16 protein-coding genes are annotated in these 18,964 nt (G+C 65.2%); 8 read left to right on the top strand and 8 right to left on the bottom strand.

The features are described 5' to 3' along the window. Nucleotides 1-21 precede the first annotated feature (21 nt). The gene (locus JQ617_RS04850; protein ID WP_212024806.1) at nucleotides 22-2,430 is read right to left on the bottom strand and encodes a GumC family protein; all 2,409 of its coding nucleotides are present in this window, start codon (nucleotides 2,428-2,430) and stop codon (nucleotides 22-24) included. A 204-nt stretch (nucleotides 2,431-2,634) separates the two neighbouring features. Between JQ617_RS04850 and JQ617_RS04845 the strand changes: the two genes are divergently transcribed. The 3 genes from JQ617_RS04845 (at nucleotide 2,635) to JQ617_RS04835 (ending at nucleotide 6,847) form a co-directional block, all read left to right on the top strand. Next, nucleotides 2,635-3,768 carry a glycosyltransferase family 4 protein gene (locus JQ617_RS04845; protein ID WP_212024804.1) on the top strand — a complete coding sequence of 378 codons (1,134 nt, stop codon included), beginning with the start codon at nucleotides 2,635-2,637 and terminating at the stop codon, nucleotides 3,766-3,768. Nucleotides 3,769-3,888: 120 nt separating this feature from the next. Next, nucleotides 3,889-5,439, top strand: coding sequence for an undecaprenyl-phosphate glucose phosphotransferase (locus tag JQ617_RS04840; RefSeq protein ID WP_212024802.1), 1,551 nt, complete (start codon nucleotides 3,889-3,891; stop codon nucleotides 5,437-5,439). 151 nt (nucleotides 5,440-5,590) lie between these two features. Beyond that, entirely contained in the window at nucleotides 5,591-6,847 is a 1,257-nt protein-coding gene (locus JQ617_RS04835; RefSeq protein ID WP_212024800.1) for an O-antigen ligase family protein, read from the top strand. On the opposite strand, the gene JQ617_RS04830 is transcribed toward JQ617_RS04835, so the two are convergent. After that, nucleotides 6,816-7,292, bottom strand: a complete 477-nt coding sequence (locus tag JQ617_RS04830; RefSeq protein WP_212025966.1) for a MarR family transcriptional regulator — start codon at nucleotides 7,290-7,292, stop codon at nucleotides 6,816-6,818. The two genes, JQ617_RS04835 and JQ617_RS04830, sit on opposite strands and share 32 nt — an antisense overlap. A gap of 147 nt (nucleotides 7,293-7,439) precedes the next feature. Here JQ617_RS04830 and JQ617_RS04825 point away from each other — a divergent pair, with 147 nt between their 5' ends. Next, nucleotides 7,440-8,636, top strand: a complete 1,197-nt coding sequence (locus JQ617_RS04825; RefSeq protein ID WP_212024799.1) for an FAD-dependent monooxygenase — start codon at nucleotides 7,440-7,442, stop codon at nucleotides 8,634-8,636. Between the two features lie 142 nt (nucleotides 8,637-8,778). Here JQ617_RS04825 and JQ617_RS04820 read toward each other — a convergent pair whose 3' ends face one another. Genes JQ617_RS04820 through JQ617_RS04810 form a run of 3 tightly spaced genes read right to left on the bottom strand, consistent with a single transcriptional unit; the run spans nucleotide 8,779 to nucleotide 11,605 of the window. Beyond that, nucleotides 8,779-9,957: a saccharopine dehydrogenase family protein gene (locus tag JQ617_RS04820; protein WP_212024797.1), complete on the bottom strand. Its 1,179-nt coding sequence runs from the start codon at nucleotides 9,955-9,957 to the stop codon at nucleotides 8,779-8,781. 9 nt (nucleotides 9,958-9,966) lie between these two features. Further along, complete coding sequence (locus JQ617_RS04815) at nucleotides 9,967-10,749, bottom strand: DUF169 domain-containing protein (protein ID WP_212024795.1); 783 nt, start codon at nucleotides 10,747-10,749, stop codon at nucleotides 9,967-9,969. 52 nt (nucleotides 10,750-10,801) lie between these two features. Beyond that, complete coding sequence (locus JQ617_RS04810; protein WP_245323410.1) at nucleotides 10,802-11,605, bottom strand: YdcF family protein; 804 nt, start codon at nucleotides 11,603-11,605, stop codon at nucleotides 10,802-10,804. 131 nt (nucleotides 11,606-11,736) lie between these two features. Here JQ617_RS04810 and JQ617_RS04805 point away from each other — a divergent pair, with 131 nt between their 5' ends. From JQ617_RS04805 to JQ617_RS04795, 3 genes are all read left to right on the top strand, one after another. Next, nucleotides 11,737-12,678, top strand: a complete 942-nt coding sequence (locus tag JQ617_RS04805) for an acetamidase/formamidase family protein (protein ID WP_212024793.1) — start codon at nucleotides 11,737-11,739, stop codon at nucleotides 12,676-12,678. A 200-nt stretch (nucleotides 12,679-12,878) separates the two neighbouring features. Further along, nucleotides 12,879-13,076: a hypothetical protein gene (locus tag JQ617_RS04800; RefSeq protein ID WP_007603456.1), complete on the top strand. Its 198-nt coding sequence runs from the start codon at nucleotides 12,879-12,881 to the stop codon at nucleotides 13,074-13,076. 72 nt (nucleotides 13,077-13,148) lie between these two features. Further along, nucleotides 13,149-13,628, top strand: a complete 480-nt coding sequence (locus JQ617_RS04795; RefSeq protein ID WP_212024791.1) for a GcrA family cell cycle regulator — start codon at nucleotides 13,149-13,151, stop codon at nucleotides 13,626-13,628. Between the two features lie 341 nt (nucleotides 13,629-13,969). Here the strand turns inward: JQ617_RS04795 and JQ617_RS04790 are convergent, their stop codons facing one another. Then, complete coding sequence (locus JQ617_RS04790; protein WP_212024789.1) at nucleotides 13,970-15,526, bottom strand: porin; 1,557 nt, start codon at nucleotides 15,524-15,526, stop codon at nucleotides 13,970-13,972. Between the two features lie 407 nt (nucleotides 15,527-15,933). Between JQ617_RS04790 and JQ617_RS04785 the strand changes: the two genes are divergently transcribed. Next, a complete protein-coding gene (locus tag JQ617_RS04785; RefSeq protein ID WP_063683103.1) occupies nucleotides 15,934-16,440 on the top strand; it encodes a MarR family winged helix-turn-helix transcriptional regulator in 507 nt (168 codons plus the stop codon). Between the two features lie 35 nt (nucleotides 16,441-16,475). On the opposite strand, the gene JQ617_RS04780 is transcribed toward JQ617_RS04785, so the two are convergent. Further along, complete coding sequence (locus JQ617_RS04780; RefSeq protein ID WP_212024787.1) at nucleotides 16,476-17,588, bottom strand: alpha/beta hydrolase family protein; 1,113 nt, start codon at nucleotides 17,586-17,588, stop codon at nucleotides 16,476-16,478. Nucleotides 17,589-17,873: 285 nt separating this feature from the next. Next, nucleotides 17,874-18,845: an SDR family NAD(P)-dependent oxidoreductase gene (locus JQ617_RS04775; protein WP_212024785.1), complete on the bottom strand. Its 972-nt coding sequence runs from the start codon at nucleotides 18,843-18,845 to the stop codon at nucleotides 17,874-17,876. Between the last annotated feature and the right edge of the window lie 119 nt (nucleotides 18,846-18,964).

Genomic DNA, 18,964 nt, shown 5'->3' with positions numbered 1-18,964 from the left:
CGCAAGGGGAGAGGGCAAGAACTACGCCGCCACCACGCGCGGGCTCTCGACCGCATTTGGCGCCTGCACCGGCTTGCTCAGCATCGTCACTTCGCTGAAGCCGACGGCCTTCAGCTGCTCGCACATCAGCGTGCGCGCGTCGGCCGCCATCGCGGCATCGGGCACCACGACGGCGCGGGCACCGGTCGTCAGCAGCTCCGCAGGAAGATCGGATGCGCCGCCGGCGTCCAGCAGCACATGGTCGTAGGCGCGCAGCAGCGCGTCGATCGCAAGGCCCACGCGCGGCGATTGCAGCAGGCTGCGGTCGAAGCCGGCACGCCCGGCCATGACCAGATGCAGCCGCGACAGCTTGTCCCGGGTGATGACCTGCGCGAACGAGGCTTCGCCCTGCATCAACTCGGCAAGGCCGGGCGCGGAGGCGTCGACCGAGACCGCAGCAATGGTCGGCGAGGACGCGGCGAGATCGACCAGGACGACACGCGCATCGCGCGCCAGATGGCGGGCCAGCGTCAGCGCCGACAAAGTGACGGCCTCGCCGGATGCGGTGCCGAGCACCGTGACCTTCTTCGCCGCCCCGCCGCGCAGTCTGTGAGCGAGGTGCTCGATCTCGGCGAATTCGGCGAGACCGGCATCGGCCGTCATCTCCGGCTGAAGCGGCAGGGACTCGTCCACGATCGGTTCGAAGACCGGTTCGGCGGATGGCGCGACAGGCGGCGCGACGACCGGCGGTTCAACGAACGGCGGCTCAACAAACGGCTGCTCAACAAACGGTTCTTGGCGAGCCGCAGCCTGCCTTTGTGAGGCCGCCGGCGCCGGCGCGAACACGGCCGCAGCCCGCGGCGCAGTCTGACGCAGCAGCTCGCCCGTGACGACGACACCCGACGACAGCAGCAGCGTCGCGATCGTCGCGATCAGTACGATCGGCAGTTTCTTGGGATAGGCCGGCGTGTTGGAAACGATGGCGCGCGAGATGATGCGGCCGTCGGTCGGCGCGGTGTCGATGGTCTCGCGGGTGTTGGCCTCGCGGTACTTGGCGAGATACGTCTCGAGCAGGTCGCGCTGCGCCTTGGCCTCGCGCTCGAGCGCACGAAGCTGGACGTCCTGGCCATTGGTCGATGTCGCCTGCTTCTTGAGCTGCTCCAGGCTTGCCGTCAGGCCGTCGACCCGGCCGCTGGCGATGCGTGCGTCGCTTTCGAGCGAGCGGGAGATCTTGGCCGCCTCGTCGCGGATCTGGTTGTCGAGGTCGCCGAGCTGAGCCTTCAGCTCCTTGATGCGCGGGTGATTGCCGAGCAGCGTGGACGACTGTTCCGCGAGCTGCGCGCGCAGCGTCACGCGCTGCTCCGACAGGCGCCGCATCAGCTCGGAGTTCACCACTTCGGATGCCTCGATCGGCTTGCCGCTCTGGAGCATCTCCTTGATCAGCCGCGCCTTGGATTCGGCATCCGCCTTCATCGAGCGCGCGTTGTTGAGCTGGGTATTGACCTCGCCCATCTGCTGGTTCGACAGCGTGGTGTTGTTGGTGCCGACGAACAGGCTCGACTTCGAGCGGAAATCCTCGACCCTGGCCTCGGCGTCCGACACCTTCTTGCGCAGGTTCTCGATCTCGCCCGCAAGCCACTGGCTCGCGTTCTTGGCCTGGTCCTGGCGAGCACTCTGCTGCAGCACGAGATAGCCTTCGGCGATCGAATTGGCGACGCGTGCCGCGAGGTCGGGATCGGCGGACTGGAATTCGACCACGATGACGCGCGACTTGTCGACGGCGTAGGCCTGCAGGCGCTCGTAATAGGCGTCGAGCACACGCTCTTCCGGCGTCATCGAGAACGGATCGCGGCCAATGCCGACGAGCGCCGCCAGCGACTTCAGCGGCGAAATGCCCTGCAGCACCGGATCGAATTCGGGGCGCTCGGCGAGCTTGTTCTTCTTGATGATCTCACGTGCGAGATCGCGCGACAGCACGAGCTGCACCTGGCTGGTGACGGCCTCGGCGTCGAGCGCCTGCCGCTCCTCGGTGCGGTCGCTGTTCGGGCGCAGGAACACGTTCTCGCGGCCGTCGATCAGGATGCGGGATTCGGACTTGTAGCGCGGAGTGACCAGATTGACGACGGCGATCGACCCGACGAGGGCCAGCACCGTCGGCACGATGATCCAGCCGCGCTTGCGCGCCAATGCCGCGCCGAGCGCATGCAAATCGAGGTCGCCGGACTCGGCCTGAGCCGGTTTCGCGGCGGCGGGCGCAGCTTTCGATTCAACCTTGGTGGTTTCAGCCTTGTACGATTCAGCGGTGGCCGCCGCTTCGGACTTGATCGATTCACTCTTGGTCGATTCAATCTTGGCAGCTTCGGCCTTGTGCGCGGCATCGGCTCTGGACTTCGAAACAGCCCGCTCGACCACGGCCTTGGCTCTGCCGGCACGCCAGAACGCTAAACGCATCGAACACTCCCGCAGGGGCAACGCCACCAAGCTACCTCAACCGGGGCGATTACACTCCATTAAGGTTGCCGCTGGGTTAATCGCGACGTCGCGCGCATTGCACGCAGGCGCTCGTCACCGTTTGTTAACCACGAAGGCTCTTAATCCAACGCGATATTTTCCTCGAAATTGTTCGGTCTTCGCCGTCGAGCGCTGGTTTTGATCATGCCCCCCTCACCCGACCAGCCGCTTCGAATCCTGCACGCCGTGCGCGCTCCGGTCGGCGGAATCTTTCGCCACATCCTCGACGTCGCCAACGGTCAGGTCGACCGCGGCCATCATGTCGGGATTCTCGCCGACAGCCTCACCGGCGGCGAACGCGCCGACAAGGCCCTTGCCGAGCTCGCGCCAAGGCTGAAGCTCGGCGTGCATCGGATGGCGATCCGCCGCGAACCGTCGCCGGACGATTTTCGGGTGTGGCTCCGCATGCGGCGCCTGATCGCCACGCTCAAGCCCGACGTCCTGCACGGCCACGGCGCCAAGGCCGGCGCCTTCATCCGCATGCGGCGGCGCACCGACGACGCCATCCGCATCTACACCCCGCATGGCGGCTCGCTGCATTATCCGCTCAACACGCTGAAGGGCGAATTCTACGCGCGGCTCGAGCGCTCGTTGATGGGCGCGACGGACCTGTTCCTGTTCGAGAGCGCGTTTGCCCGCGACACCTATCAGCGCATCGTCGGCACACCCAAGGGCGTGGTCCATTGCGTCTTCAACGGCGTGACGCCGGAGGAGTTCGAGCCCGTCATCACCGCCGAGGACGCCACCGACATCTGCTACGTCGGCGAGTTCAGGCACATCAAGGGCGCGGATCTCCTGGTCGATGCCGTGGCGCGGCTGCACGAAGGCGGCAAGAAGGTCACGCTCACGCTCGGCGGCGACGGCGAGGAGACGGCGGCACTGAAGGCGCAGGTCGAGAGGCTCGGCCTCACCGGTGCCATTCGTTTCATCGGCCACGTCAAGGCGCGCTACGGCTTCTCCAAGGGAGGGCTGCTGGTCGTTCCCTCGCGCGGCGATTCCATGCCTTATGTCGTGATCGAGGCGGGCGCCGCAGGCATCCCGATGATCGCCTCGAAGATCGGCGGCATCCCCGAGATCTTCGGCAGCGACAGCCCCGCTCTGTTCGCACCGAGCAATCCCGACGCCATGGCGGAAGCAATCGCCGCGGCGCTCGATGATCCCAAAACCACCGCGCAGCGCGCGGTGTCCTTGCGCGAACGGATCTCCGCGCACTTCTCCCAGCAGGCGATGGTCGAGGGCGTGCTCGCGGGTTATCGCGACGCATTTACCAATCATTAGCCATCCTTAAGGCCGGCTTTAGAGAATCTTCCGATTTGTTCGATAATCGATGTGCCAGGGGATGCTCACCCGGGGTGCAAAGTCGCGACCCACGGGCTTTTGGAATGGACGTGGACGCCCGTGGAACCGCTCAACGCACGCTCGATGCTCGATGCCGCGACCAGCGCCGCGGCCAGGCCCGCTGACCAGCCTTTCGTGGAGCGTCGCCGCCGGCTCACACCCGCCGCGCTCGAGGTCGTCAACCAGAAGGTCGCGCGCGCCTATTCGCCGATCGTGATCGCCGGCTTCGTCCGCCTCGCCGATTTCGTCCTGCTGAGCCTCGTCGGCATCGCCGTCTATGTCGGCTATGTCATGCCGCTCGCGGGCTCCTTCAGCTGGATCTACCCCGCGGAGATCTTCGCCGTCGCGGTCGCCGCCGTGGTCTGCTTCCAGGCCGCCGACCTCTACCAGGTGCAACTGTTCCGCGGCCAGCTCCGCCAGATGACGCGGATGATCTCGTCCTGGTCGTTCGTGTTCCTGCTGTTCATCGGCATCTCGTTCTTCGCCAAGTTCGGCAGCGAAATATCGCGGCTGTGGCTCGCCGCCTTCTATTTCCTCGGGCTCGTCGCGCTGATCTCTCAACGCCTTGTGCTGCGCTCGCTGGTGCGCGCCTGGGCGCGCGAGGGCCGGCTCGACCGCCGCACCATCATCGTCGGCTCCGACCGCAACGGCGAACAGCTTGTCGAGGCGCTGAAGGCGCAGGAGGATTCCGACATCCACGTGCTCGGCGTGTTCGACGACCGCAACGACAGCCGCGCGCTCGACACCTGCGCCGGCGCGCGCAAGCTCGGCAAGGTCGACGACATCGTCGAGTTCGCCCGCCGCACCCGCGTCGATCTCGTGCTGTTCGCGCTGCCGATCTCGGCGGAGACGCGCATCCTGGAGATGCTGAAGAAGCTCTGGGTGCTGCCGGTCGACATCCGCCTCTCCGCGCACACCAACAAGCTGCGCTTCCGCCCCCGCTCCTATTCCTATCTCGGCGAGGTGCCGACGCTCGACGTGTTCGAGGCGCCGATCACCGACTGGGACCTGGTGATGAAATGGCTGTTCGACCGCATCGTCGGCTGCCTCGCGCTACTCGCGGCACTGCCGGTGATGGGGCTGGTGGCGCTGGCCATCAAGCTCGACAGCCCCGGCCCGGTGCTGTTCCGCCAGAAACGCTTCGGCTTCAACAATGAGCGAATCGATGTCTACAAGTTCCGCTCGATGTACCATCATCAGGCCGACCCGACCGCCTCGAAGGTCGTGACCAAGAACGATCCGCGCGTCACCCGCGTCGGCCGCTTCATCCGCAAGACCAGCCTCGACGAGCTGCCGCAGCTCTTCAACGTGGTCGTCTCCGGCAATCTCTCCCTGGTCGGCCCGCGCCCGCATGCGGTCCAGGGCAAGCTCCAGAGCCGCCTGTTCGACGAAGCCGTCGACGGTTATTTCGCCCGCCACCGCGTCAAGCCCGGCATCACGGGCTGGGCCCAGATCAACGGCTGGCGCGGCGAGATCGACAATGAAGAGAAGATTCAGAAGCGCGTCGAGTTCGACCTCTATTACATCGAGAACTGGTCGGTGCTGTTCGACCTCGTCATTCTCCTGAAGACGCCGATCTCGCTGCTGACCAAGAACGAGAACGCGTATTGAGATTTGTCTGTCATGCCCCGGCTTGACCGGGGCATCCAGTATTCCGCAGCGCCAGCCGTTTTCTCCAACTGGCGCCGCGGAATACTGGATCGTCCGGTCAAGCCGGGCGATGACGGCGGTGTTTGTGGCGTACGAGTAGCGTGAGCGTGTGATGGCGTATGCGGCGACAGCCGGTGGAGTGAAACTGGCCGCACCGGCCGCGCCCGGCGTGCTGGCGCTGCAGCGCGCGCTGGTGTGGCTGGTCGGCGCCTCCGGCGCCATCGTCTTCATCGAACCGAGCCCGTACGAGATCGCGACGCTGCTCGCGACCGTCGCCTTCTTCGCCACCGGCCTGCGCCTGCGGCTCGTGCTGATGCCGATGGTGCTGATGCTGGTGCTGCTCAATGTCGGCTACACCATCAGCGCGATCCCGCTGTACGACCAGCCCGAGGTGGTGAGCTGGATCGCGACCTCCTGGTACATGGCGGTCACAGTCGTGTTCTTCGCCATGGTCACGTCCGAGGACACCGCGGCCCGGCTCGACATGCTCCGCCGCGGCCTCGTGGTCGGCGCGATGATCGCCTCGCTCCTGGCGGTCGCCGGCTATTTCCACCTCGTTCCCGGCGGCAACGACCTGCTGACGCTCTATGGACGCGCGCGCGGCACGTTCAAGGATCCGAACGTGCTCGGCGCCTTCCTGATCCTGCCGGCGCTGTTCGCGCTGCAGAGCGTGGTCTCGGACAAGCTCGGCAAGGCGATCCGCAACGTCTTCGCCTTCGGCATCATGTCGCTGGCGATCCTGCTCGCCTTCTCGCGCGCCGCCTGGGGCGGGCTGGTGCTGACCTCCGCCTTCATGCTGGCGCTGATGGTGTTGACCAGCCGCACCAACGCCCAGCGCTCGCGCATCGTCATCATGGCGATCGTCGCCGCGGTGCTCGGGCTGGCGCTGATTGCGGTGCTGCTGTCATTCGATGCCACCGCCGAGATGTTCAAGCAGCGCGCGAGCTTCGACCAGAGCTATGACGAGGGCCGCTTCGGCCGGTTCGGCCGGCATATCCTCGGTGCGGAAATGGCGCTCGACCTGCCGTTCGGCATCGGCCCGCTGCAATTCCACCGCTACTTCCCCGAGGACACCCACAACTCCTACCTCAACGCCTTCATGTCCGGCGGCTGGCTCTCCGGCGTGTGCTATCCCGCGCTGGTCTTCACCACCGTGATCATGGGCTTCAGGCACGTCTTCGTCCGCGTGCCCTGGCAGCGGGCCTATCTCGCGGTGTTCTCCGCCTTCGTCGGCACCGTCGGCGAGAGCTTCGTGATCGACACCGACCACTGGCGGCATTTCTGGATGATGCTGGGCGCGATGTGGGGCATGATCGCCGCCGCGCAGGCCTACAAGATCAGGGTTTCGGGCGAAGCTTCTTCAGCTTGAGATCCGGACGCTTCTCCGGCGGCGTGTCGAGCAGGCTCTTCAGCGCCTCGGTCGCAGAGAGCACGCCCTTGTAGCCTTCGTTGGCAAAGCGCAGCAGCAGGCGTAATTCCTCGTCGGAATAACCGCCAAAAACCTTCTCCATCGCCCGCTGCATCGGCACGTAGAACTGGCCGATCTTCATCGCCGCCTCCGGCACCACGGCGATGAAGACCTTGCGGCGATCCTTCTCGTCCCGCTCGCGGCGCACCAGCCCTGCCTTCTCGAGCCGGTCGATCACGCCGGTGATGGCGCCCGTCGTGAGGCCCGTGACCTCGGCGAGCCGGCCGGCGGTGACGCGCCCCTCGAGATAGAGGATGTCCATGCATTCGAGGTCGGAATTGGCAATTCCGGCAACGTTCGCAACGGTCTGCCCATAGAGCACGCCCTGCGCTGACGACCGGCGCATCGCCTCCTCGAGCTCCTGCAACAGCGCTGTGCGCGCCTTCGTCCTTGACAAGGTCGGCCTCTTCTCTTACTCGATATATATCTTAGTCACTAAGAGATTTAGCGACCGTAATATCTCCTAGCACCACGGAAACGTCGGGAGCAAGCCATGTCCAACCGTCCCCGCAAGGCCCTGATCATCGGCGCCGGAATCGCCGGGCCTGTCGCCGCCATCCTGCTGCGCCGCGCCGGTATCGAATCCGCGATCTACGAGGCCTGGCCCTATTCGAAGGGCATCGGCGGCGGTCTTCAGATCGCGCCGAACGGCATGCATGTGATGGACGAGATCGGGCTTGCGAACGAGCTGATCAGCCGCGGCTCGGTCGCGGAATCGTTCGACTTCTATTCGCAAGGCGGCAAGCGGCTCGGCTCGATCAACCGCGACATGGCGCGGCGCTTCGGCCAGCCGGCCGTCAACATCGCCCGCGCGAGCCTGAACGAGATCCTGATCGACAAAGCCTGGTGCGCCTGCGTCTCGCTCTATTTCGAGAAGCGCCTGATCAAGATCGAGGATCGCGGCGACCAGCCGATCATCGCCTACTTCTCCGACGGCACCACCGCGGAAGGCGACTTCCTGATCGGCGCCGACGGCGTGCACTCGGTGGTACGCCGCCAGGTCGTGCCTGATGGCCCGCAACCGTTCGACACCGGCCTGATCGGCTTCGGCGGCTTCGTGCCACACGCCGTCCTCGACGGCCGCGCCATCGGCCGGCATGTCGAGACCACGTTCGGCCAGAGCGGCTTCTTCGGTTACGGCCATTGCAGCCCGGATCCCAACGACGGCGTGATGTGGTGGAGCACCCAGCCCGCGCACGGCATGGACGCGGCGATGTTCCGCGCGCTCGACCAGGCGACCTTGAAGCAGCATCTGCGCGGCTTCCATCGCGACTGGCACGATCCGATCCCCGCCATCATCGACGCCGCCGAGAACATCGTGGTCACCGACACGCTCGACGTCGCGACCTTGCCGGTCTGGTCGCGCAAGCGCTCGCTGCTGATCGGGGATGCCGCGCATGCGACCAGCCCCCATGCCGGCCAGGGCGCCTCGCTCGCACTCGAGGACGCGATGCGGCTCGCCCGGCTGATGCAGGAAGGACAGGAGCTCGGCGCCACCTTCCAGGCTTTCGAGGCCGAACGGCGTCCGCGCACGGAAAAGATCGTCGCGATGGCCCGCCGCAACGGCAACAGCAAGCGCGAGTTCAGCGCCACCGGCGCCTGGGTCCGCAATCAGATGATGAAGTGGCTGTTGCCGGTTGGCGCCAAGGCCATGGACTTCATGTACGCGTATGATGCGCGGGCGGTGTAGCGCAGAAGAACACTGTCATGCCCCGGCTTGACCGGGGCATCCGGTACGCCGCGGCCTCTCGGCTCAATCACGACCGCCTCTGGAATACTGGATCGTCCGGTCAAGCCGGACGATGACACCGTGATTGTGGCAGGCGAGCGAGCTAGCTCTCCACCCCGAACGTCAGCCCGGCGTTGTCGACCAGCCGCTTGATCAGCTTGTGCTGCATCGCTGCACCCGGCGTCCAGAAGCCGCCCGGAACATCGCTCGCGTCGCGCAGCAGGCAGATCGCGCATTCGGAGATCATCTTCGAGGTCGAGCCGTAGCCGGGATCGCGGTCACCGGTGATGCCGGCGCGGACCATGCGGCCATCGGGCGCGATCGCGACATAGAGCAGGTTGAAGAGCCCCTTCTCCCGCTCCTCTTTCGACGGCCCCTCGCCCGGCTTCGGCGCATTCGGACCGGTCTTCTCGGCATTGGCCGCCATCACGCGCTTGGCGTTGGACTCGCCCTTCTCGCCGGCACCGGTCAGGACCATCTCGTCGTAAACAAAATCCTGGCCGTAGGGAAAACCCATCAGCATGTTGGAGCGGTGGACGTTGCGGGTGTTGATCAGCGCCATCATGAACGGCGCGGCCCAGGACTGCAAATCCTCCTCGAACACCGCCCTGTTGCCCTTGGGCTGCTTCGGGCCGGTGAAGCCCGGCGTCAGCGCGAAATGATCGTTGAGAATGGCGACGAGGCTGAGATCTTTCGCGACCGCGTCGAAGGTCGCTTTCGCGCTCGCGGCGGTGCCGCCCGACAGCGTGCCGCGCATGTCGCGCACGCGGCCCTTCACGCGCGCCGCCGGCGCACCGAACACGCGCTTGGCCTCTTCCTGCACGAAGAAGGTGCCGAGCTCGAACGGCACGGAATCATAGCCGCACGAGAACACGATGCGCGCGCCGCTCGCCTTGGCCGCGGCGCCGTACTTGTCGATCATCTGCCGCATCCAGACCGGCTCGCCGCACAGATCGAAATAGTCAGTGCCGCCGGCGACGCAGGCCGCGAGCAGGTCCTCGCCGTAGAACTGATACGGACCGACCGTCGTGATCACCGACTTGGTCCGGGCCACCATCGCCTTCAACGAAGCGGCGTCGGATGCGTCCGCCACGATCAGCGGCGTGTCCGAGGGCGCACCGATCGCATCGCGCACCGACTTCAGCTTGTCGAGGCTGCGGCCCGCCATCGCCCATTTGAGCGCCTTGTCGTTCTTGTAATGCGCCGCCAGATATTCGGCGACGAGCTGGCCGGTGAAACCGGTGGCACCGTAGACGACGATGTCGAATTCCTGAGAGCTCATGGTCGTCCCTTACTTTTTCGCGTAACTCACGCCCATGCCGGCACGGACGTCGCTTTGAATGCCATAGGGCGGGATCGGATAGCGCAGGCCGTTCTTCGCCAGCGCCTTCATGCCCACGACCGCCTTGGCGAGATGCGAAGGCTTCAGCGCCATCAGCATCTCCTCGTCCGGCACGCCGCCATAGCGCCGTTCGGCATAGCATGGCAAGGACAGGCTCGGCTCGCCCGTTTTCAGCGCCCGCCCCCAGGAATCGGCGCAGGCGGTCTCGCCGACCACGCCCCATTCGAACTTCTTGTAGCCGGTATATTGCAGCCCGTTGATCAGGATGATCATCTGCCCGGGCGTCGCGTAGACGAGGCAGATGTCGGGCGGATCGAGCCGGCCGCTCTGGAGCGGACTGACCGCGAGCGCCTGATACTGGCCGAACGGCACCACGTCCAGCGCCTCCTGCCGCTTGCGCGCGTCCTCCGCCGTGCCGTGCCAGACCCCGACATAGTTTTCGCCGGCGAGCCATTTGTCGTCCTGGGGGCTGAGGCCGATCACCGCGCGGCACTGTGCGCCGACGAGATCGTCGGCGGTGATGCCGACCGTCCAGCCGAGCCGCGCCGCCATGCTGACGATCTGGTCGGTGGTGTGGATCGCGTTCGGCCGCCGGATCTTCGGGATCGCTTCCATGTCCGCGGCGCGCGCGAACAGCTTCATGCCGATCACCGTCGTCTTCAGCCGCAACAGGCTGTTGAGATCGGCGACGAGACCGGCAAGGTCGATTGTCTCTGCACTCTGCTGCAACATGGCGTCCTCCGGCCGGCGGATCGCGCCGGTGCTTTGTTCTTGTTGTGCGAGCCTAGTCCGTGGCCGGGCCCGGAAGCAACTCGCTGGTCCGGCCCATGGCGCGGTACGTCAGAAGACCGATCCATTCGCGCATGGCGATGTCGGTCTTGGCGAGCCCTTCGCCGCCGACACGGGTGAATGCGAACAGATCGTCACGCCCGCCCATGCGCCAGTCCACGGGATAGGCCTCGACGTCGAATCCTGCCTTGCGGAAAATCCCCATCGAGCGCGGCATGTGGAAGGCCGACGTCACCAGCAGCCAGCGCTCGCCCGGCTTCGGCGACACCAATTGTTTGGTGAAGATCGCATTCTCCCAGGTGTTGCGGGAGTCGCGCTCGAGGATCAGACGCTCTTTCGGGATGCCGAGGCTCTCCAGCACCGGCGCGGAATAGTCGGCTTCCTTGGCCTCGGTCGAGATCAGGTTCGCGGTGCCTCCGGTGAAGACGATGCGCGCGTTCGGATAGCGGCGGGCGAGATCGGCCGGGGCGAACAGGCGATCGGCCGCGTGCCGCACCACCGGTGTGCGATGCGCCGCCGACAAATCGGTGTCGACGGAGCCGCCGAGCACGATGATGCCGTCGGGCGCCCCACGCGCGGGATCCCACGCCGGAAAGCGCGACTCCAGCGGATAGAGCAGCAGGTTGCCAAGCGGCGAGAACGCGGCCAGCACCAGCAGGACCAGCGTGGTCACCGCGAGCTTGCGGCCGAGCGCCGCAAAGCGCGTCAGCATCAGCACCAGCGACAGGATGCCGAGCTCGACCAGGAGGTTGATCGGCAGCAGCGCAATGCCGAGGGTCTTGGACAGGACGAAATACAGGGGGGCCTCGCTGAAATGATATGCCGTGCGCGGGCTTGACCGGCCGGTCCATCTTCAGAAATCTTCTTGGAAGATGATCGCTCGCCCGGTCAAGCCCGGGCATCACAAGCAAACGGACTGGATTGCCGCAAATGACCCATCACCACCTGCATTCGAGCCCCGAGACCTGCCATTGGGGCTTCTTCGAGGCCGCGCTCAAGCCCGTCCTCACCATCAAAAGCGGCGACGAGGTGACGGTCGACACCATCAGCGGCGGTCCGGACATGCTGCCCGACCGCGACAAATTCCACATTCCGCCGGAGATGCACGAGGTTCACGCCAAAAACGAGCGCATGCTGCCCGGCCATATCCTCACCGGCCCGATCGCGGTCGAGGGCGCCGAGCCCGGCGACGTGCTCGCGGTCGAGATCCTCGACGTCCAGCTCCGGCAGGATTGGGGCTGGAACATGATCAAGCCGCTGTCCGGCACCCTGCCCGACGATTTCCACGAGACGCGCATCCTCAACATCCCGCTCGACCGGTCGCGGATGGTCGGCCGCATGCCGTGGGGCCTCGACCTGCCGCTGAAACCCTTCTTCGGCGTGATGGGCGTGTCGCCACCGCCGGCCTGGGGCCGCATCTCCTCGCTGGTCCCGCGCGCCATGGGGGGCAATCTCGACAACAAGGAGCTCGGTGCCGGGGCGACGCTCTATCTGCCGGTGTTCGTTCCCGGCGCGATGTTCTCCTGCGGCGACGGCCATGGCGTGCAGGGCGACGGCGAGGTCTGCGTCACTGCGATCGAGACCGCGCTGCAGGGCCGCTTCCGCCTGACGCTGCGCAAGGACCTGAAGTTCGCCTACCCCCGCGCCGAAACGGCGACGCACTACATGACCATGGCGATGGATCCCGACCTCGACCAGTGCGCAGTGCGCGCGCTGCGTGACATGATCGTGCTGCTCGGCGAGAAGCGAAACCTGTCGCGCGAGGACGCCTATACGCTGTGCAGTCTGGCCGCCGACCTCAGGGTGACCCAGACCGTCAACGGCTCCAAGGGCATCCATTGCATGATCGAAAAGGCGCTCGTGCACGGCTGAGCAGCCGGGCCTTCCCTGCCCCCAAAACGCGACGCCGCCGCCCAGCCTGCCGCGCGGCGCGCTGAGTCGCGCCAAATTTCCTGTGCGATTCCAACGAGCTGAGCGTCAAGCGAAGGCTGCATTTGACTTCCACCCCCGAACCTAAATAGAGTCTTAATCGTTACTTTTATGTACCTGAGTAAGAGGCTAGCGTTCGGGCCATGGCCACCGAAAAAGCCGAGACTGACCGCATTCCCGTAACCTTGGCGCTCTCGACCATCACCTATCTGGAGAAACTGGTGAGACAGGGCACCCACGGCACCAGCGTTCCCGGCGTCGCACGAACCCTGATCGAGGAAGGCATCCGTCTCGCCATCAAGGACGGGCTTTTGTCGATTCGCGACAATGGCAGGACGTGAGCGCGCGCCGGACGTGATGCGGACGGATCTTGCGATGCGGATGGCCGACATCTGCAACCTGGGACCGTTACAATGCCTGTTCTCTCACCAACCTGGACTGACGAACGAATTGAGCTTCTGAAGCAGCATTTCGAAGCCGGCCTCTCCTGCCGCGAGATCGCGGCCGATATCGGCGTCAGCCGCAATGCCGTGATCGGCAAGCTCTCCCGTCTCAACCTGACGCGCAGCCGCGCCGTCGAAGACCGCAGGCTCGAGCGCAGCCTTGCGCCGCCGGCACGCGCATCGCGCGCGGTGCCGCGGCTGCAATACGAGATGCTCGCAACGATCTATGGCGAGACCGGCGCGCCTGTTGCCCCCGGCCCGATCGACGATGCCAATCGCTGCTCGCTGCTGGAGCTCTCTGAGAACCGCTGCCGCTGGCCGATCTCGAGCCCGGGCGAAGAGGATTTCTGCTTCTGCGGCAATACCGCGCCCGACGGCCAGCCTTATTGCACCGGCCACAGCCGCCTCGCCTACCGGCCGAACTCGCGTGCCCGCATGATGCGCGGCTAGCGTGCCGTTCGGCGCGTTCTTCTTTCGCGAGGTGGCACCCGCGTCGCTCGACGACGCCATGCCCAAAAACGAAAAACCTCCGGCGGGGCATCACCGGAGGTTTCTGGAGGCTTAGCGTGAAGCTAAGAGCCGCTACTTTCGTATTTGGCTGAAAGCTATATAGCTGATTAACTCAGGTAAGTAAATAAGTTTGAAGGCGATCGAATCGCATAGCTCGTCTTCGTCTCCTGCACAGGCCCGCCGGATTTTCCGAAAGCCTGTTCCGCGACAGAACCTGCTCGCGAAAAAGCCCCGGCGGTTTCCCGCCGGGGCTTCGTTCTGTCCGAGAGAACCTTCAAGCCTTACCAGTTGCGCTGGGCGCGCAGCAGCAGGCTGTAGGTGTCCTGGTCCTTCAGCTCGTAGGTGGCCGCCGGCTTGGCGACGCCCGTCAGCGCACCGGTCGTGATCACGCCCGAGTACTTCTGGTCGAGGTGGCTGTAGGTGAAGTCAGCCGAGAAGGTCAGGTTCTTCACCGGCGTCCAGCGGGTGATGACGCCGACCTGGCCGATGTTGAAGTCCGGGTTGCAGGTGCCGGTCAGGGTGGCGAACGCGGCGCTGCCGCAGATCAGGCCCTTCGCCGTGCCGCTGTAGTTGACCGCAGCCCACGCGCCGTACAGCGCCGTGTTCCAGAAGGGATTCCAGTTGTGCGTATAAGCACCACGGAAGCCGTAGGTCTTGGTCAGCTCGAGGCCGCCGCCCGGAGCGAACACAGCGTCAGACACGCCGGCGAAGCCGATGCTCTGATACGCCGCGTTCGAGCTGCCGAACATCGAGTAGCTGGTCGCAGCCAGCTCCTGGAAGTTGTAGCGGCTCGCACCGTCGGTATAGACGCCCGAGATGTTGATCGTGTCGCCGGCGCCGGTCGGGATGTTCTTGATCTGCAAGGCGAGCTGAACGGCCCAGCCCCACTTGTCTTCCGGATGACCGGTGACTTCGCTCGCACCGTAGTAGGCGACATGGTTGTCGTGCGCGGCGACCGACGCCTGGAACAGGCCCCAGGCCTGGTCGACGCGGACCATGCCGACGATGTCGGGAGCGCGCGTGCCGCCGAGGTTGTTCGTGCCGTAAGCGCCGCCGAGAACGCCGGTGGTGCTCATGCCGGCCGTGTTCCAGACGTTGGTCTGGAAGACCTGCGTCTGATCCTGCAGCGAGAACGCCGCGGTCACGCCCTGGCCGAAATCGGCCGTGTAGGTGGCCTGAACGACGCCGTTGGTGGTGCCGCTGCCGCCGACCAGCTGGTCGAAGTTGTTGCCGGGATAGTTGATCCAGGGCGCGTCGAACTGCGACACCGCCTTACCGAGGGTGAAGCCGGCGAACTGGATGAAAGCGTAGTAGACGCCGAGCGCACCGCCCGAGATCGCGCCGTCGGTGCCGTTGACCGCGCCGCTGGTCGAGCCGACGAGACCCGTGCCCGCCGCGTTGAGGCCGAGCGTGCCGCTGTACTGCGTGCCGCCGGTGGCGCTGCCGGTGCCGACATAGTTGCCGGTCGTCCAGGTGAAGACCGCATCGAAATAGGTGCGGACCACGCCGTACTCGGTCGCGGTGCGCGTGTCGATGTTGAGATCTTCACGAGCGCGCATCGAGTAGTAGTTCGTCAGGCGGTTGTTCGCCGCGAACACGTTGCTGTACTGGCCGTTGTAGTTGCCGCCGGCATTGAGCGCGACTTCGGCACGCAGATAGCCGCCCAGCTTGATGCAGGTGTCGCTGCCCGGGATGTAGTAGAAACCCGCGCCGTAGAGCGAGCAGACCTTCACGTACTCGACCGCCTTGGCCTTGACCGGAAGATCAGCCGCCTGAGCTCCGCCGACGGCGATGAGAACCGCCGAAGTGCCGAGCAAAAGGCTCTTCACCATTTTCATTTAAAACCTCCAAGTTGCTCATTTTACGGAGACTGGACCGTGAGGCCCCCCAGATCCCCGTCTCTTCAAATCCGCTCGGCCGCTTCGCGCTTTCGGACACACCCGCATTCGACGCGAGGGACGTGAGCGAACCACCTGCAACGGGACGATCGAGTACCCCCCACCGTCGAGCGGCAATATGCCTGCGCCGTTCCACTTATCAAAATAGTTTATTTGATAAGCTTTCTGGTTTCACTAAACCTGTGCCCCGCGCGCAACACCCGGGTCCGCCGAAGATGCTGACCGGCTCATCTTTGTAATTTTAGTGACAAAATAACCCTGCTCTGCACTTGCGTCAGGGCAGGCTTGCGTGGACTATGGCCCTCAACGAACACCGGCCTGAAGAATCATTTCACGGGAGTGATGCTGTGTCCGCGACGAGGAAAGAAGGAGCGCGTCTGCGCTCCGTCGGAAATCTGGATATCATCAGGCGCTTCACCTGGGAGATATCCTCGATCAACATGTATCTGGAGGAGCTGCGTCAGTTCTGGGCGAGGACGCTCGGCATCAGCGGCCCGCAATGGTTGATCCTGATGGCGATCTCCGACCTCGACAAGGACGACGGCGTGCCGGTCAACGTGGTCTCCAAGCTGCTCCACGTCGACCCTTCCTTCGTCACCACCCAGTCCAAGCTGCTGGAAAAGAAAGGCCTGCTGCGCCGGCGTCCCTCTCCGACCGACGCCCGGGTCGTGCGGCTCTCGCTGGTCGACAAGACCCAGAAGCACATCGCGAGCCTCAACGAGCAGTACAAGACGATTCGCGAATTCGTCTTCCAGGAGTTCGACGAGAACGAGCTGACCGAATTCACCGGCAAGCTCGCGACGCTGAAGACCCGGCTGGAGAAGGCCTGCGTCAGGATCTCGCTCGACTTCTGAGACGCCTACTCGTTTGAAAGCGCGCGCTCGCGCGCTTAGATTCCCTGCCCGGCGCCGAGGCGCGTTTCCAGCCAGTCGAAGATATATTCGTTGGCAAGGCTCGGATTGTCGGCATGGGCCTGCGCCGCGCCGGTTTCCGCCGCAGTGAACACCTTCAGCATGATATCCGAGCTGCCGAGCCGGGACTGCTGGACGATCTGACGGGCCCGGTCGGCCTTGAGCCAGCCATCCTCGCCGAGCGTGATCAGCACCGGACAGTCGGCGCTGGAGGCCATCAGCGGCGCATGCGGCACCGGGACGATGCTGAGGTCGCTCATGGCAAAGCGGCTCGCGAAGAACGATCGTTCGTGCAGATCCCACAGCCCGCCGTCGCAGACCGCCGCGGCCAGCCGCGGCTCCTGCAACACCGCGCGCGCCACGAAAGAGGAGCCCCACCCGTCCGCGACGATGGCGACGCGGTCGAAATCGACGTCGTCGCGCGTCTCCAGATAGTCCATCACGCTCGCAATCGAGCTCTCGAGATCGCGACGTTGCAACAGGCTGTCGGTATAGTCGTCGCGCTGGTCGCCGAGCAGGTCCAGCGCCAGCATCGACAAGCCGCGCTCGCGCGCATGCGGCGCGAGCTTGAACAGGAATTCCTCCTTGCGATGGCCGGGCTCACCGATGCAGATCACGGTCGGTGCCCGCTCTCTGCCCGAGCGCGCGGGCAGGAAGTAGCCCTGCAGCGCGTGGTCCTCGACCCAGGGAATCGTCACGACCTCGCCGGCCGGCCCGCGCGCCGTGAGATAGCGGCGGGCGCATTCCTGCATCGCCAGCACTGCGACCCATCGGCGCTCGTCGGCCTGGTCGAGCGGCATCGCCGCAGCACCATAGTAGTTCAGCGCGCGAAGCCAGTTGCGCTGCGCGGTCGCCATGTGGCCCTCTGCGAACGCGGCTTCGGCGCGATGGCGATTGGTCTGCGCGAGCTTCTTCCACTCGCGATGCCAGGATTGGTCCTCGCCGCGCTTGAGCTGCCGCGCGATCATCAGGCATTCCGCGATGGTGGCGCCGCCCTCCTGGGCCGCGGTGAGGAGCCGCGTGAACTCAGAGGAGATATCCTCTCGCTCCGGGCAGAGGATCCAGTCGTCGGAGAGGCATGCGGGTATCATCGGAGCTACGCTCTATCATCGCGTTACCCCTGACTGACTAAACTATTTTGGTTCGCCAACCAAGCTGCCGTGCACCGAATGAGAGCCGTTTGCCATCACCATCGCTTGAACGATCGGTGAACGACGGGCCAAGTCGCATGCGTGACATTCCAATTCGTCATGAGGCAGCGAACGATGGCAAGAGGTGGCACGTCATATTACGCGAGGTGACGTGCGCGCCTCTTGCCATGACGGTCATCATACCCATATTGGCGCGCGCTCACCGGCCGGCAGCGCGAAGCCAGTTCAGCCGAGTCGCCAGCCGACCTCCTGTGTAAAACTCTCGTAGAAGGCGCGGTCATAGGCCTGCTCGGGCGTGGCGCGTACGCGCTCGTCGAGGCGCCTGGCGTCGTCGCCCACCAGGATCCGCCAGCGCTCCGCCTTGACGCCGTCGAGGATGATCTTCGCGGCCTGCGCGGCCGTCGTCGGTGCGTCCTCCAGGAAGCTGCGGGCGCGTTCGGCGAACACGGCCTGGATGTCCTCGTCCGACATCTTCTCCGCATCCGGCACGCCGGCGGCGACCATGCGCTTGCGGGTCAGCGCGACCTCATCCGCGTTGAGCCGCTCCGAGCCGTCCGTGCTCTGCACCCTGCGCGAATTGGAGACGATCGAGGTGCCGATATGGCCGGGCATCACCACCGAACATTTGACGTGCGGGGCGTGCAGGCGCAAATCGTTGATCAGCGCTTCGGTGAATCCCTTCACCGCGAACTTGGCCGAGCTGTAGGCGGTGTGCGCCTGCCCCATGCCGATCGAGGCCCAGAACCCGTTGACGCTGGCGGTGTTGACGATGTGGGCCTCGTCGGCCGCGACCAGCATCGGCAGGAAGGTGCGGACGCCGAGATAGACGCCGCCCCAGCAGATGTTGAAAGTGCGCTCCCACTGCTCGCGCGTGTTGGTGAACAGGCTGCCGCCGCCACCGATGCCCGCATTGTTGAACAGGAGATGGATCCTGTCCGTCTTCTGCTGCTCGGCGAGCTCGTCGCGGAAACGCTTCAGATGATCCTCGATCGCGACGTCGGCGACATGCGTCGTGACGCGCAGGCCCTGCGGCAGCTTCTCGACCTCGCACAGCCGCTTGGTCTCGGCCATCGCAGCCTCCGAGACGTCGCACATGGCGACGTTGCAGCCTTCGGCAACGAGCTGCCGCGCGAGCTCGCGCCCCATTCCCGTGCCGCCGCCGGTGATGACTGCGATCTTTCCAGCAAAATCCTTCATGGGACTTTCGGCCCCTCCCTTGTCGGTATGTTTCTTCCGTCGCTACGCCATTCGCGAGCGTGCGCGCAAAATGTAGCAGCGACGCAACCGCAGGTAAAAGCGGATCGGTCGACATTCGT

Source organism: Bradyrhizobium sp. KB893862 SZCCT0404, assembly GCF_018130885.1.
Classification (GTDB): domain Bacteria; phylum Pseudomonadota; class Alphaproteobacteria; order Rhizobiales; family Xanthobacteraceae; genus Bradyrhizobium; species Bradyrhizobium stylosanthis.
The sequence above is the reverse complement of the archived record's forward strand: the minus strand, read 5'-3'. Positions and strand labels throughout refer to the sequence as shown.